Here is a 16,984-nt window from a genome sequence, read left to right as displayed (position 1 = left end):
AAGTTGTTTAATTAATGTCTTGTTAAAGAAAAAGCCCGATGTGGAAACAGGAACATTGGGAATGTGGCTCCTACTGCCAGCATAAATATAACAGTACTGGCTATCAGACTATTGGAGAAAAACATACCCATGAATTTATCCAGTTGCTCCGGGTCATTCATATTCTGTAAACACATAATCAATGAGAATACCATGTTATAGGCAAACTTGCCCGGAATCATAGGAAGCAATGCCGGAATATAAAGTACCGTCATCGGACAATATACCTTTTTCCCTAACCATAAACTACCGAAACCGATAACCAGTCCGGCAAACAAGGAAGCGGTAGCAATATCTACCCCCAAATAAGTCATCAGACAAAAACGGCAGGCGTGTCCTAATGCCGCCAATATGGCAATCATTTTGAACGCACGCAAAGGCGGGTCGGAAATCGCACCAAATCCTATACCTGCTACTGCTGCAAAAAATCCGTCAGTAAGAATGTCAAGTGCTATCATATTAAATTAAACTGTTTTTTACCATTAATAATGTGAAGGAAAGTCCGATAGCGATACTGACAATCAGTAAAGACGCTTCTGTCAGACGGGCAAATCCTGTCAGGACATATCCTTCTACTACATCAATCACGCCATTAATCAAGGGAACGCCGGGTACGAGATAAAGTACGCTGGTCGCCATCGCGATTTCAGAGGTCGTATCAAAAATCAGAGCTGTGGAAGCACATAGGGATGCGACGAAAGCCGAGACTATAAAAACAATATAGTGGTTCATTTTCTTTTTCTGCATCTGCTGCTTCAGGTAAAAACCTGTAATAGTCGCTGAAAAAACGATTCCCATAGAAATCAAGTCACCACCGAACAGTTTGCAGAAAGAGGCATTGGCAAAGCCCACTAATATCAACACAAAAAGAGGATGTATCATCGGAGCGGAAACAATCTTCCTGTACTTCTTTGTCAGTTCTTCCAACGAGAGATGGTTGTCTACCGCTTCCCAGCTTAACGCACTTAGCTCTGAATTATGCTCGAAACTGATAGGATGTGCAGGAATATCTATAACCTCATTACAGGCTTCGTTTGTTTCCTTGTCTATAATTGTTAGAATGATATTTTTATGAAATACACCTAATTTTACATCTAAACCAAAAGCTTCTCCGATACGTTTGGAGTTACGTACGACTCGTGACGTGTGCACTCCCGCGCCCATTAAATGGGCTGAATATTCTGCTATAAATTTACCTATGGATAATAAAGATTCGCTTGTCTTCATGAATGTGATATTTTTAATCGGGCGCAAAAGTACAAAAAAGAGTTATAGGAGCAAGCCTTATTCCTGAATATTTTCTCACAAAATATTCAGGAACAAAAAACGCAGTCTTTCATAGAGCTCCCCCAAGAGCTGCTATGAAAGACTGCGTCAATCTTTTAATGCCTTAACTAACCTAACTAACTTTATCTAACCTAACTACAAAATGTCCGAAAAATCTTTTATACTACTAACAATCCTATCTTTTAATATCTTATTCTCAGCTATCGAGAAATCACAGGCAACATCTGCCGGAGCCAGTAATACTGCTTTAGCTTCTTCTGCATCTGCCATCTCTTCCGGGTGTTCCCTGAAATAAGTTTCCCATTGGGAAGCTGATTGTGGAGTTACACCCAGCACATAGTTGATGAAATCATCATCCGTCAAAAAATCCTTTACCTTAGAGCACATATCGCATCCTTTTTAAGCGTTTACATAAATAGGACGGTGTTATCCTGTATATGTACTCAACAAAATATTCTTTTCACTAAAATTAACTAGCCAGTGTACGCAACTTAGACAATCCGCGATGCATCAAATTGCGTACAGACTGATAATTCATGTTCATAATCTCGCAAATATCTTCATATTTCTTTTCTTCTATATAATATAGCGTAAGCGCTTCACGCTGGCGGGGTGATAATTGGTCGAGTAAACGCCTCACCAATGAAAACTCATTCTTGCGTTGCTCATTTTCCATGTAATCGTCTTCCACATCTGTGAGAGTCGGCATATTCACCTCTTCTATAGAAGTATCAGACATATACATACGTTTGCGAAGCTCGTCGCAAAGCTTATTTTTTAATGAGATGAACAAATATGACCTAACATTATCAATAGTGCCTAATTCGGCTCTTTTAGTATAGAGTTTCACGAAAACATCATGGATGCAATCCTGAAGTAACTCTTTATCAATGGTCAGCTTTAATCCATAATTAAAAAGGATATTGATATGCAAATTGTACAGTTGAGAAAAAGCTGCCATATTTCCCGCTTGAAAAGAAGCGAATAAAGTTTCGGTTGAATTATTAGTCTGTTCCATCATAGCATTAATTCGATTGATTTGATGTTGCAAAACTAAGCAGTATTGACCGCAACCTTAGGTAAAATCTGGTTTGTGGATTGAAAAAATAAGTATCATGTTTTATAACACTCTTTTACTAGAAATTACTGATAAAAAAGAAAAATCCCGCTGAATTGTCTTCAACGGGATTTTTTGTTTTATAGCTTATGGAACCAATAAATACCTTCTTTCTTGTCTGGCACCTTCAATCTGTATAATCCATTTATTTTCAATGCTTTATTAAGAACTTCTATCTTTCCGGAGCTTGGATGAATGTACTTTAATGCATACTTTCCGGACGATAATTGAATAGGAATATCTGTTCCGGACTTGGAATAAATGATACTTCCAATATCAGATTTTACCAATTTCTTGTACTCATCGGTATTTGTTTCTTCCACTTCCATTATCGCAGCATCCCTTAGGAATACTTTGTCTGTGCACGGAATTACAGGACATGAACCACCCGCCATGAATATTGCCCATCCCATCGCCGGATAATTCTGTGCATAGAATGTCACTGCCTTCCGAGGAAATTTCTGACGATATTCATTTACCGCTTTATATGCTTCACTGAAAGTTACTTTCCCTACTTTCATCTTACGCATATGCTGGCGGGGAGCCATATTCTTTCCGCCTTCCGGTGCAAAGATTCCATCCGTCTTGTAGTGCCAATAGCGGATATCAATAATATCTACTACGGCAGCCCGTTTCGAGTCTGCAAGAATGGCATCCTGTACATCTTTTGTTGTACTCAGCGCTACTTTAGCCTTCTTGCCGGTTTCCGCTTCCCACTCGGCTATGACATCCAGCCAAAACTGCACGAAGTGCAACGGACCTGTGAATTCAGCGCTTGTCAGTTGGATGACGTTCGAATTATCAGCAAAGTTATTTAGGCATTGGCGAATATATTGTCTGTGCAGTTCGCGACGTACCGGATGGCTAATATCGTAGAACATGTCTGCCACAAAGATTCGTTTGTCTCCGGCAAACGGAACAGGTTCCGGGAATCCGGTCTGGTTGATATTGTTGCTACTTCTCCACGGACTATCCACCCAGTGTGCGCCAGCTTCAATGATATTATGCTGGAAGTAGTTTTCGTGGAATAAAAGCAGTCCGTCTTCACTCCCTTTTTCCGCAAATTCCTTCAATCGTGCCCAATACCATGCGTTAGGGCGGTTCAAGTCATACTTGCTTAATCCTTCCCAGGCAGTTCCCTGGCCGCTACGTCCGAAAGGCTGTTCGTAGAAAGGTCCCCATACATCTCCATCCCGACGACGAACACGTTCATGGTCATCCCGGCGACGGTCGTACCACAGTCCGTAATTTTGGTCAAAGACAAGAATGTTCTTCTGCTTCATAAAGTTAACGACAGAGTCGATACGGTCGGTCAATCCCAGCCCCTCACGTCCTGGAACAAAGCGAGTAATGGCAGGACTTGCCTTTTTCAAGAAACTGGTTTTGAGTCTTCCATTCCACCACGGAGTGGTATGACTGCCACCTACCAGTAAGGCGCCGTCCATTTGGATACGTCCGTTGGTAATAGTTACTTCCGGTTGTGCCGACAATTTGTTGAAGGTGTTCTTTTTCTCTTTTATATCATCAATTGATTTTACTGCGGCTGACGCTACCGAAGGAGAAAACTTATTTTCTTCAATCCAGTGTTCCAATGTCAAGCGAGGAATATAGGCTTCTTTTGCCAGTTTCATAGCCACTTCTACGGTAGGACTACTCGTTGCACTTGTATTTCTAGGCAGGATACGGGCACGTTCAGCACATTCTTTTTGCAATCGGTCTGCCAATTGGGCATAAAAGATACTGCGTGGCTGTACGTGATTATTGGACTGCGCCCATTCACCATCTCCTGAGAACTGCGCCCAGCAACCGTATGCACGGTTCTTTGTATCTTTTGCCGGAGCATAACATTCGATTTCTGCGGCGGTACACTGCCAGAACAAACTATTTGCCGTATTCCATCCGGCTCCGTTCTTATCTTGTCCCAAGTTCTTGAAAGTGAGATTATGTCCGTCAATATTGACCACATCAAACAGTAATCCGCATGCCCAGGCATCAATAGAACCACTGAATCCTAAAGATTCATACGAATCACATTGTACGAAAGCATTGGGCCCGGCTGCACAGTATCCGGCAGCAAAATCATGGATTCCTTGCTCTGAATAGCAACGCTGAAATAAAGTCTGCTGTCCCAACGTATGGAAAGTACAACGGCGCATTCCGCCAATTTCAGAAACAGGCTCTCTCGAAATACAGTCCTCAACGGTAATTTTGGAACCTGTACGCTGAACTATAACGGCACTTCCCGCAAAATGCTTGAAATTAACCTGTCTTACCCAGCAGTTTTCCGCATCTTCGATGGAGATACCTGTCCAACAATGGTCTTCGTCTTTGGGATAACGTCTATCATAGTCGGAAACCAATGTCATATTTTCTACTCCACAATGATTGATACGTCCGTTCCATTGGTAGGTCATAATCGTAGACATACCGTATTGGGCGTCCAAGGCCACGGTTAATGGGGCATCCAATGTGATTTGATTGCCATTCACTTCGGTAATAGTCCTGTCCCAAGTCAAATCCATGTCACCCTCTTTCCATCCCAGAGCACTGATTCCACCACCAAAGATATCACAGCCCAATGAAGCAATCCATTCTTTCCCGGAAGGGCGGGTTACCATTATCCGGTCACCTTTCTTCAGAGAAGTTCCTAAAGCTACTTCCAATGTTCTTGTATTTACCGGAACGTATTTGGAAAGCACCTGCAATGTATCCTGCATATTCAGGTCATCCGTCCCTTCTACATAGATAAGCGAGCCCCTGTCTACTCCTTTCTTCAACAGTACTGTTTTCTCTTTATCCATTCCCCGCAGTATGACTCCCGACGTAGCAATACGGATACTGCCGGATAAAGAAAATTCTCCCTTGTCCAGTAATACGGCTCCGCGAAAACCGGAAGCATCGGGAGTTAGTGACGCTACGTAGTCGATGGCACGTTGGATGCGTGCAGTGTTATCTCCTGCCTTCCAAGGCACAAACACCACATTCCTAAAGGAAGGAATATCCTGTTCGGATGCCTGATAACCGCAAGTGGAGAAATCAAGAATCCGGTTTCCCCTCTCATCGGTCAGATAAGTGATTTGCTCATCCTTTACCTGCAAAGCAAAGGTTTGCGCATGACTCTGCGCAAACCCAATACCCAATAATCCCAAAAGGATAGTTCTTATTTGTATGTTCATTACAATAAACTTTATAATCTATTCATCTGGCTAAAATAAACTTTTTCGCTTGGACAGTGTATCGTGATTGTTCTTCAAATCTGTCCAGTCCACTTTCTTCTTTGTATCTATACCATGAATGTATTTTTCAATGTTGGTATAACCGTCACCATTACAATCTTTCACAGCGTCAGTCGGGTCGTTCGGATTCAGTCCGTTAGCGGTTTCCCAGACATCCGGCATTCCGTCACCATCCGTATCGACATAGGGTTCTCCTTTATATTCGGGTAGTCCGCCTACCTGACGAATATCTGTAATGATTCCCAGTTTATAAGAATCGGCAGGTAAGCGTCTCTTCACATAAGGAGAGACAAACTCTGGCGCGTCTTTTGCATAGATAGCTTTTCCTGTCTGCACAGTCTTGATGACACGGGCATCTACGGCATCGCGTTTCGGGAAATTGGCTCCTACATTATCCAATACAAAATTATACGCTTTTTTGGTATCCATGACCGTCACGGGAGACATTTTGAACGGTTCGTCCACTTTTATTTGCGGCAGGAACTTTTCGGCATCCACTTCACTGGCGAGTTGCACGCCGCCGTCCCAGTTGTTCTTTGTCACTTTGGCATTGCCATGAACGATGTTCCCGTTCACATAAGCTTTTCCAAAAGACAAAGGTCGGCTTTTGTCTCGTCCGGCTTCCGGTTTGAGAATACGGTACGAAATTGGCTTATCCAACGGAGTGATAGGGCCCGGCTTGAAGTAATTATTAATCATGTTGTAGAAACTCTTGTTATCTCCCCCGTCTACGGAACGATTCCACCAGTTGAAAACAACATTGTTGACGAAGTTGAAGTCACCGTCCATACCTACCGAACTGTTACGGCTGATATTGGAAGCAAAGAGATTACGGCAGAACATACTGTTATGCCCACCGATAGTAGCACCGAACGCATGGTTGTAAGCATCCAATGCTTCGGAGAATACGGAATTCTGAATGGTGATATTCACAGTCGGAAGTTTCAAGCCATGCCCATCTGCTCCCCTGTTATATACATGGCGGTAGATAGACATATTCTCATCCAGTCCCCAACTTGCCGAGCAGTGGTCAATCATAATATTTCCCACTGCATTTCCGCCCACCGCATCATCACGGAAAGCGACATCTTGCGCGCCACGGCGGAAACGCATATGGCGGATAACAACATCATGCGTATCAATCAGAAAGGACTGACCTGTCACACAAATACCATCTCCGGGTGCTGTCTGACCGGCAATCGTCACATAAGGGGCACGCACGCTAATCGGGCTTTTCAAACGGATTACACCCGATACGTTGAAAACGATGATACGTGCGCCACCGGTTTCGCAGGCTTCCCGAAGTGTTCCGGCTCCCGAATCTTCGAGGGAAGTAACTACGATTACCTTTCCCCCACGACCGCCGGGAGTGTACATACCGCCACCTTCCGCACCGGGGAAAGCGGGAATATTACTCTTTATCAAATCTTCCGGTTTGGAAGCCCACGGCTTGTAGGGACGTCCTTTTTGTGCTTCTTGCAAAACTGTCGGCAAGGCTTTTTCCCATGCCGCATCTGACTTCTGTTCGAACTCCGCTTCTTGTTTTGCTCCTCGTGCCTTTACTGAGTCCGGAATCACAGGATACTGTGCTGCCGCAGGGAGTACACAGGCAACCAGCATCCACGCTGATAATACTTTCTTGATGTTATTCATTCTTTCGAATCTTAATAGGTTTTCTAAAAAGACGATTAAGAAAGCATTTTGTAATCGGTTATTTCTCTCCTTTCCGCCATTCATTCATATATTCACGAGGGGTCTGGTTATATTTCTTCCGGAAACACTTGCTATAATACCCCGAATCTTTGAATCCGACAGCAAATGCAACTTCGGAAACACTTAAATCCGTGTTCTTTATCAGTTCGATGGATTTGTTCAGACGGATCTCTTTTACCAGGTCTACGGGTGCCAGTCCGGTAAGGCTCTTCAACTTCTTGAAGAATGCCGAACGGCTCAAGCCGATGCCGGAAGCTATCGTGTCTATATTGAAGTCACTGTCATCCATGTTTTCCTCAATTACCTGATGAATCTTTTCGAGGAATTGCACGTCTTTCTTTACCAAGAACTGTTCGTAGCTGTCCTCTTGCGTCGTTGTCTGATTTTCCATTTGCTGGCGGATACGTTCACGGAATATTTTCCGTTCGGCGAGCAATTGGTCGATACGTGCCAACAGGTATTCCTTGCTGAATGGTTTTGTGATATAAGCGTTCGCTCCCAGTGTAATTGCTTTTGTCTTGGCGCCTTCATCATTCTTCGCGGTCAGGATAATCACCGGGATATGGCTGATTTGGAAGTCCTTACGGATAGCCTGCAACATTTCCAAACCATCCATTTCCGGCATCATCTGGTCGGTCACCACGATGTCGGGGTGATACAGATGTACTTTCTTCAATCCTTCCACCCCATTATTGGCAATATGAATATTGAATTTATCCTCTAATTGAAGTTTTATCAATTGGCAGAGGTCTTTATTATCTTCCACCAACAAAAGAGTGGGCAATGAAGCGTCAAATTCGGGTTCCTCTTCTGTTCCTTCCACGGAAGAAATATTTTCAGTTTCTTCATCGGAAGTTACCGGAGCTGCTTCCGTATCGCTGACATAGAAATCGACTTCCGACGGGCGGTAATGTTCCTTGTCCATCAAAAGTTCCACTATAAATACAGCGCCCTGTCCATCCGGGCTTTCCGCACGGATAAGTCCGTGATGCAGGTTGACTATCTCTTTGGAAAGAGCCAAACCGATACCTGTACCTTGATAATAGGGATTCTTCGTATTCTCCCCTTGCGAGAAGCGTTCGAATATTTCAGTCAGCTTGTTTTGCGGAATCCCTTCCCCGTTATCTTCTACCCGTACATAACAGCGTTTCCCGTCATCCGTCAATCCTGCAGTGACATGGATACTTCCACCGGCATGTGTAAACTTGAATGCGTTCGATATGATATTACGGACTACAATGCTCAATTTTTCCTTGTCTGCCCATACCATAATCGCTTCATCCGGCAATTGGAATGTGAAACTGATTTCATTTTCTTCCGATAGTACGCGGAATTCTTTTTGGAAAGAGGCTATCATTTCATTGAAATCAATCAAGGAAACATGCAATCGCATCTTACCATTCTGAATCTTCCTGAAATCGAGAATCTGATTGACTAACTGCAACATCTGATTGGTGTTCTTCTCCATCAATTCAACATATTGCAATCCTTTCGGAGATAATTTTTCACGTTCCTTCAATTCCTGTATCGGGCCTTTAATCAATGTCAGAGGAGTACGGAGTTCATGGGAGATATTGGTAAAGAACTTGATTTTCATTTCCGAAACCTTTTGTTCGATATAGATGTCGTTCTTCATTTTAAGCATGAAGAAAGCCAGGCGCAGACCGAAATAGAGAGCTGCTAACCCAAGAATTACATAGATAAGTGTAGCCCACCAACTCAACCACCAGGGTGGAAGGATAGTGACAGCCAAAGTACAGTCGGAAACAAGTTCCGGATTCGCTTCGTCAATTGTTTCTACGCGGAATGTATAGTCACCCGGTGGGACGTTGGTGTAAGAAGCGATACGGTTCTTACCGTTATAGTGCCATTCTTTTTCATATCCTTCGAGTATATAACGATAAGACACCCGGTTCTGATTGTAGAAATTCAAGGCGGCAAATTCTATCGTAAACATGGATTGATTGTAGTTCAGCCGAATCGCATCGGCGTATGTGATGGATTCTTTCAAAATCGGGCAATCCTGAAAACTACGCAAATCCCGGTTGGACACCTTAAAGTCTACGATGCGCGTATCATAGTTGGTATGTTGCGTTTCCAGTTTATCGGGCGAAAATGCCAGGATTCCCTGCCGGGTGCCAATCCATAAGTCGCCGTTCAATGTACGGAGCGCACTCCCCTCTTCCATTTCCACGTTCAGGAAACCGTCATATTTGTCGTAGTTGCGGAATTGTTCGGTAGCTTTATTGAAGCAGGACAAACCTATTTCTGTCGTGAACCACAGATTACCGTTCTTATCTTCTACGATTGATTTGACTACATCGTTGTTCATACCTTCACGTATGCCGTAAGATTTGAAAATCGGTTCATGCTTTTCCTTATCATATCGCACCAGCCTGTTCAGTCCGCCACCAAACACACTTACCCAGATTTGTGAATCAGTATCCTTATACAATACATAAATATCATTGTCCGCTACGTTGGAACGTTCGCTGACCTGACGATAGGTTTCAAACTGAATTTGTTCGGGTACGGTAAAATGCCCGTCAAAAGACATCAAGCCATCCATTGTTCCCACCCAAATACGTCCGTCTTCGTCTTCCGTCATTGTGCGCACTTCCATATAAAGACCGTAGGGTGGGTATTGTTTTAGCCCGTTGTATTTATGTATAAAGACAATCTCACCGTTTTCTTCGGAAAGAAGGTTTAGTCCGCCGCCCAATAGTCCTACCCAGATTCGTCCACGGCTATCCTGATAGGTGAAGTACACATCATTATTGCTGATAGAGTTCGGATCTTTAGGGTCATTCTTGTAACGGGTAAAACGCAAGCCATGAGGTGAATTCATATCCGGTTCGGCTTTGACAAGCCCGTTTCCTTTGGTAGAGAACCAGAGATTGCCGTCTTTATCTTCCATTATATGATAGACGGCTCCCAGTAGATAGTTCTTGTCCGAGAAAATCTGTTTCACTTGTCCGTTGCGATCCAGACGATATAAAGTCTGCCAACGGGTTCCCACCCAAATGTCACCATTCTGCGCCTGAAAAAGGGCACGTATTCCCTGGTTCCAGGAAGTCGGCCTTTCGGTTGTTACGGGTACGGGAGATACTTCGGTCAATAACTGGAACTGTTTTTTGGGGAAGTTCACCCTATATACTCCGCTGCTTGTAGATGCTAACCAGAGGATTCCATCCTTATCCAGAAGAAGATGGAAAAAAAGTTGGTCGGGAATATCATCAGAGAAAGGCTTCATCTGGTTGATACGTGTCATTTCCAGCTTATCCCTGTCGAACAGAAGTATCTCCCCGCCCGGAGTCAGGAAAAACATGCCTTGTTCGCCGGCATCCTGCATTTCGAAGTTCCCGATGGCGTTGCTCTGATTGGGAAATGTAAAACGTTGGTTGCTTCTGTTCAGAGGGTCATAGTAAGTCAAAGCATGATTTCCTTCCTGAAACCATATCTTGTCATATTTATCGTGGAATATGATTCCGCCATCTTTCTCGGGAATGGTAAACGGGAGTTTGGTTAGTTGCTTGTAGCCGATATTGTATTCGTAGGCTCCTTCATTCGTGGTGATATACATCAAGCCGGATTCTGTAACCAGTATATTAGAGACAGGCTGTTTGATTTCCGGTATTTCGTAACGGTTCACGACTCCGTTTTGCGGGTCAATGCTGTAAATATGACCGTTTTTGTCTCCCAGCCATAGAAATTTGGAATTATAAGAAGCGCAGGTGAACTGTTCGGGATTGGCAGAAATTTTTTTCTGTATGAAGTCGGCAGGCTTGTCTCTCAGGGCTTCTCCCTTTCTAAGAGACAAAATCTGATAATCCATGCCAATCCAGTTGATAAATTCAGTTGTTTCGCAGAATACGTTATGTTTCAAGCGCATATCATAGACGTTCACATTGGGGCGCGAGTCGTGCAACTGCTTCATCGTAATCTTGCCTTCCTTATCGGTGTAGGCACGCAGAAGGCTCTTGTCTTTGGTCAACAGCAGGACATCTCCGTCTTCTGTTGTCTGAATTTTAATTATCTGGATATTTTCGGAGTATTCTTTCACATCGTCATAAACAGCGTGAAAACTCTCATGCCGCTTGTCGAACAGATAAAGTTTGCGGTCGATGGTCTTAATCCACAGGAAACCGTTTTTATCTTCTACAATACGTTGAATCTTGCGAGGGGGGATATCGGCGGAATAAAAGCCGTCGCGGTTATCATATGAACGGAATTTTGTTCCGTCAAAACTGCATAATCCATACCAGGTGCCAAACCAGACAAAACCGTCTGTTCCCTTTAATGTACAGTTAACAATATTATTGGGCAAACCGCGTTCTGCTGTGTAGTGTTCTACAATCATATTCGGATAGGCAAAAGCACAGACGCCCATCATCGACAGTAATAGTATTAGAATATTCCGTTTTCTCATTTAGGGTACTAATTGGAATTAAATGCAGTCAAAGATAATCTTTTTTTTGAAGATAGTGACCTAAATCACTATCTTCTTATCTTTTCTTATTCTATTTTTCAGTTCCAAATTCGGTCTGCTGGCGTTCTACTTCATCCAATACCCGTTGACGTTCTTCTTCTGTCAACTTGATTTTTCCTTCGGATTTACTTTTCGATAAATCTGTTTTCATTGTTGATGAAATTGTAGTCTGCTCTTCGTAGCAGAAAGGAAGTTCTGCCGGGATACTTTCAAATTCCAGTTCGGCAGCCGTCGGAGCCTGTGTACCTTCAAACTGTACATGGGCTTTCACTTTTATCTTTCCGGCTTTCCGTGTAGAACGAATCAATACGGGAGCCGAGCCGAATTCAACGGCACGGGGATTGGCATTGATTGTGGCATCTCCGACAATCTCTCCCTCGCCCTCTACCGTGAATACGATATTTTCCTTTGCCAGACGACGCACGTTTCCGCTATCATCGGTCACTTCGGCAACTACTACAATAAAATCGGAACCGTCTGCTACCAGATTTACTTTCTGAGTGTCTACATACATACGTAGTTTGGTAGAACGGCGGGAAGGCATTTTCTTTTGTGTACATACCACTTTCCCGTTGATAATACCTTCGGCAACCATATTGACTTTCTGCCAGTTCTTTTGGGTATAACTGTATCCGCGTGCTTCCCAGAAATCCCAAACATCGTTGAAGATGACAGGTGCATTAGGCATATGCCCCTTTGCGTGAACCACAGGTTTCGTCCATGTTTTTGTTCCGTCATAGATGGAAAGGCGGACTGAGTCGCAATTGCTGAATACAACTACGTCCTTATCAGAGAATTGCGACATCTCATGAGCGATAAATACCATCGGACCGCATTCAGCCAAGGGATGTTCAAGGCTGGCAGGTGACTGGCTACGGAACATTTCATAAGCATATTTCTTCTGACGGAAAGCATCATAGATGCCGCCCCAATAAGGGTCGGGATGATAACCGCGCTGATGGTCGAACGGATGCCATTGCGCACCACCGATAAATAGTCCTGTGGTACGATACATTTCATCGTAACTTTTTGCCAAAGATAGTGCCTGCACGAGCAACGGGCGTTCTCCCCAACTGCGGCTTGCACGGTTATTGTTATTATGAGCGTACCAGTCATCCACATTTTCCCCAAATTCACGGGTAAAGATGCATTGTTCCGGTCTGTCTGCTTTTTCATCGTCTCCCGGCCAACCGTAAACTACGTCATAATGTTCTTTCACGCCTGCCGAATGTACATCGGCAGCAGCTACGGGACGTCCCGGATAAGGATATTCTTCTTTGGTTATTTCCAATGCCTTCAAGGCAAAATCGAGTGGATAGCGGGTTTCATTCAGAATCGGCTCCCACATCAGTACAGACGGATGATTACGGTCACGGCGAATCATCTCACGGGTATTCTGATGAACCAGTTCTCCAAATTTGGGGTCTTTATTCCAATATTGCCATCCCGGAGTGGCTACAATGACAAACATTCCCAGTTCGTCACAGGCATCCATAAAGGAAGGGTCTTGCGGGTAGTGAGCTACACGAATAATAGTGCATCCTGCATCACGCAGACGCTTCGCGTCACGCCACTGCTGGGAGTTGGGCAAAGCATTGCCTACATAGGCAAAATCCTGGTGGCGGTTGGCACCTACTAATTGTCCGAAAGGTTTTCCATTCAGCCAGAAACCGTCTTTTCCACGGAATTCGGCAAGACGGATACCGGCACGGGTAATTCCACCGTCGATGGACTGATTGCCTTTCTTTATCCGTGATTGTACTCTATATAAATAAGGTGTATCCGGTGACCATAATTTCGGGTTCTTCACTTCCATTTGTTGTTGGATAGACTTCTTTTCTCCGGGTTTCAGAGAGAGTTTGCCGGAAGTACGTTTGATTACTTTTCCGTCTGCATCGGTCAGGGTTGTTTCTACGGTTACAGATTCCTGACGTTGCGCATCATTTTGTAACTCTGTCTTTACGTAGACTTGTGCACTCTTTTCACTGATTTTATCGAAATGTACAAATACTCCGCCACCGGCAACGATCTGCGAATCGAGAGCATCCGTAATGGCTACCGGAGATTTGGCAATCATCCATACATCGCGGTAGATGCCGCCGTGATAAGCAAAGTCCAGGGTATATTGGCGTTTGCCGGGGGGATAAGATTTATCATCACTATTGTCCGTAAAGACAGCAAGCAGACAAGAGTCTCCTGCCTGCACGCCATTGGCGGTCAAGTCTAACGTGAATGGCAGATAGCCGCCAATATGCTCTTGGATACGTTTTCCGTTCAGATAGATAATCTGCTTGCCCATAGCTGCTTCAAAATGAATCGACACCCGTTGTCCCTTAGTATCGGCAGGAACTACAAAATGCTTGCGATACCATGCCGGACCTTGATAGTTACGGCATCCGCTGGCTTCGACAGGCATCAACTCCACTGTATGAGGGGTAGAAACTATTTCCCAGGAACGGTCGTCAAAGTTCACAGCTTCCGCACCACGGATATCTCCCTTGAAGAATCGCCATCCCGGATTGAAATTATACACTTGTCGCCCGCTACCGGGAAGCTGGATAAATCCGGCGACCGATGTTTCGGGACGGTAAGCTTCTGTTGCTTGTCCTTTCCCTGTTAATGAGAACAATAACAGAAAAGCTGATAAGATTAAAAACGGTCTTTTATTCATAACTCTTTTATTTTTATAGCTTCTTTTTTCGGCACGGATTACACGGATTACGCTGTTGCCATATGCAATCATAATTTTAGAACCGTGAAATCCGTGTAATCCGTGCCTAATTATTTTATTCTTTTATCATTATAATAATGTCTTTCTTTCTATTTTCCGGCAAGACTTTCAAGTCCTTCACTTCTCCGTTTTTCAGAGTAGCTTCTACCATAGTCTTACCCGGAGCATGCAGTTTAAAATGCACATTCCATTCTTTCGGCCATGCCGGAAAAAGTAATATTTGTTCGCCATTGGTCTGCAAGAGCATCTCTTGAAGCCCTATCATACCGCTACCACCCCAATTATGGTCGGGAGTCCAGTCATATCCCGGCCCCCAAAAGGCAGGAAAACGGTGGGGACCGTCGGAAAGCTTGGCAAGGGACAGCCTTTTAGCTTCTTCGGTCAGCCCCAGACAGGCTGCCCAGATATTGTCTTGTTTCCATCCGGTATGCGAACGGAACTTGATTGCGTTCGGGTCATGGAAATATGTATTACGGGCGAGTTCCAAGTTTTCCTTGCCTACTCCGTAGATACGCCACGGAAATACAGGATAAAGTTGCGGAGTTTCTATGTTGTTGATGCGCTCCCAACTTACGGCAGGAGAAATCGTCTGTTTCAATTCGGGGACAGATTCCGGATTCAGAGAATCTTTTACTTCTATGTATCGCAATGGAATCGGGGGAATTGTTTTCAGCATTTCCTCTTTCTTTCCATATGTTTTGAGCACGGTTCGTAAGGCTGCTATGGTGCTGCTGGCATTATTGGTCATCTTATAAGTTTCGCAGGCGGAACCGGGGAAAAGAACCAGATGCCCGTCGCCGTCCAGCGCTTTCCTGCCACGACGGGAAGCAAGCATGCGATAGTGCTCGTCGAAGAATGTGAGCGAGCTTTCTATCAGAGGAAGGTAAGGGGTGATGTCGGCATCCGCATAGTTCTTTGTTTCCAGTATCATTTGGCAGAATTCGAGAACTGTATCCCATTCGTATTCCAGCCAGGCATTATATTCCAATCCTTTGTCGAACCACTCCGGACGCTTGAAACCATATTCCGCAGGATTAGGCAAACCGAAGTTCTCTATCTGTTCACTGAAGCAGGCTCCATTGTGTTGCCAATATATGCGGCTGCGCAATTCTGCGTTTTTCAGCATCCGGTTATAAAAATCAAATTGGGCGGACATCATGTCGTAATCACCGCTTTTCAGCATCGGCCAATATACCAGCCGTTGGTTTTGTGCGGTCATCGTGCCACCGCCCCATTTCCGGTAGTCGGGGGTAAACGATTGTTTCTCGTCCACATGGCAGGGGTCGAAGGTAAATAATCCGCCGTTAAATTTCGTCGGTACGCTACCGTAGGCGTTGCATCCTAGCATGTAACGGAAAAGCGTATAGTTTCGGGTGATTTCCTGTGCCTCTCCTTCTGCTACGATAAAGCTACGTTGCCAAAAGGCATTCCACCATGAACGGGTTTGTTTCTTATCCTGCGTGATGGTCTTTGCGGAGTTTTTCCCTTTCGGGGCAATTCTTTGTAAAGCGGTTTGCAGACCTTGTTCCCATTGCGCTACGGTTTCTGTCTGGTCTGTATGCAATACGATACAGAACTGTTCCTTGCGGGAAGTTTTGGAAGTGCGGAAATTCCAAGAGCGGTAGTCCGTTCCGGTATATGTATCGTCCGTAATGCCTGTAAATTCTAGATTTTCACCGAAAAGAGTTCCGCCGAAAGTCAGGTTTTTCAGAGGATTCATCATTTGTGGCTTCACCTCGCCCATCCCTTGTTGGGCTACGACAACATCAAAAACGGTTAGTTCGGGGTTGCGATGATAAAATATAAGTTGGTTTTTCCTGCCAGATGCATTATCTTTCAAAGAAACGAAGTCCGCACTTGTTGCCGTTCCTTTCGGGGGAGCCCATTTGTAAGAACATTGTTGTCCCTCTCCTTTTCGAATGGGACGTTTCTGATAACGCCAGTTCTCATAGGACACTTCTGTCTGTACAGGCTGTGCGTTCGCTATCTCTACATGAATGACCGGATGAAAAACATCTACCCAGAATTGTATTTGCACGCCACCGGCTTCGACCTCTACATAACCGTCTTTCAATTTCAATTCCTGACGGAAATCAGTAGCATTTTTGAATGGATTAGGTGACAGCCGAAGACGGAAACGGCCTTGTTTCAGTTGGCAGTTGTTTTCGTCGAATGTACCGCTACGGCTTACATAAAACAAGATGTCGCCATCTTCCACCCATATATTCATACCAATATCCCCACCGCCACAAGGCATGGATTCGGAAGAGTTACGGCTGGGAGTATTCCAAACGACATTGGCATGTTGGCTCCAAAGTGCCGACACGCCAATAAATAATATTGTTATAATCAGATAAAATCTTTTCATATTC

The 16,984-nt window shown here is 44.4% G+C and carries 9 protein-coding genes; all 9 read right to left on the bottom strand.

What is annotated here, in order from left to right; all coding sequences use genetic code 11:
* Positions 1-11 precede the first annotated feature (11 nt).
* The 9 genes from BacF7301_RS17845 to BacF7301_RS17805 all read right to left on the bottom strand — a co-directional run bounded on the left by BacF7301_RS17845 (position 12) and on the right by BacF7301_RS17805 (position 16,980).
* A complete protein-coding gene (locus tag BacF7301_RS17845; RefSeq protein ID WP_167964919.1) occupies positions 12-497 on the bottom strand; it encodes a threonine/serine exporter family protein in 486 nt (161 codons plus the stop codon).
* A gap of 1 nt (position 498) precedes the next feature.
* Positions 499-1,266 (bottom strand): threonine/serine exporter family protein, encoded by a 768-nt coding sequence (locus BacF7301_RS17840; protein WP_167964917.1) that lies wholly within the window; start codon positions 1,264-1,266, stop codon positions 499-501.
* A 195-nt stretch (positions 1,267-1,461) separates the two neighbouring features.
* The gene (locus BacF7301_RS17835) at positions 1,462-1,713 is read right to left on the bottom strand and encodes a hypothetical protein (protein ID WP_167964916.1); all 252 of its coding nucleotides are present in this window, start codon (positions 1,711-1,713) and stop codon (positions 1,462-1,464) included.
* 82 nt (positions 1,714-1,795) lie between these two features.
* On the bottom strand, positions 1,796-2,347 hold the full coding sequence (locus BacF7301_RS17830; RefSeq protein WP_167964914.1) for an RNA polymerase sigma factor: 552 nt from the start codon (positions 2,345-2,347) through the stop codon (positions 1,796-1,798).
* Positions 2,348-2,523: 176 nt separating this feature from the next.
* Complete coding sequence (locus BacF7301_RS17825; RefSeq protein WP_167964913.1) at positions 2,524-5,619, bottom strand: DUF6298 domain-containing protein; 3,096 nt, start codon at positions 5,617-5,619, stop codon at positions 2,524-2,526.
* Positions 5,620-5,649: 30 nt separating this feature from the next.
* Entirely contained in the window at positions 5,650-7,332 is a 1,683-nt protein-coding gene (locus BacF7301_RS17820) for a polysaccharide lyase (protein WP_167964911.1), read from the bottom strand.
* A 58-nt stretch (positions 7,333-7,390) separates the two neighbouring features.
* Positions 7,391-11,821: a hybrid sensor histidine kinase/response regulator transcription factor gene (locus BacF7301_RS17815; RefSeq protein ID WP_369805515.1), complete on the bottom strand. Its 4,431-nt coding sequence runs from the start codon at positions 11,819-11,821 to the stop codon at positions 7,391-7,393.
* Between the two features lie 91 nt (positions 11,822-11,912).
* Entirely contained in the window at positions 11,913-14,552 is a 2,640-nt protein-coding gene (locus tag BacF7301_RS17810; RefSeq protein WP_167964909.1) for a glycoside hydrolase family 2 protein, read from the bottom strand.
* Between the two features lie 115 nt (positions 14,553-14,667).
* A complete protein-coding gene (locus BacF7301_RS17805; RefSeq protein ID WP_167964907.1) occupies positions 14,668-16,980 on the bottom strand; it encodes a DUF5703 domain-containing protein in 2,313 nt (770 codons plus the stop codon).
* Positions 16,981-16,984: the final 4 nt, after the last annotated feature.

The organism is Bacteroides faecium, assembly GCF_012113595.1.
In the GTDB taxonomy this organism is placed as follows: domain Bacteria; phylum Bacteroidota; class Bacteroidia; order Bacteroidales; family Bacteroidaceae; genus Bacteroides; species Bacteroides faecium.
Note: the sequence above shows the minus strand (reverse complement) of the source record. Positions and strands in the feature narration are given on the sequence as shown.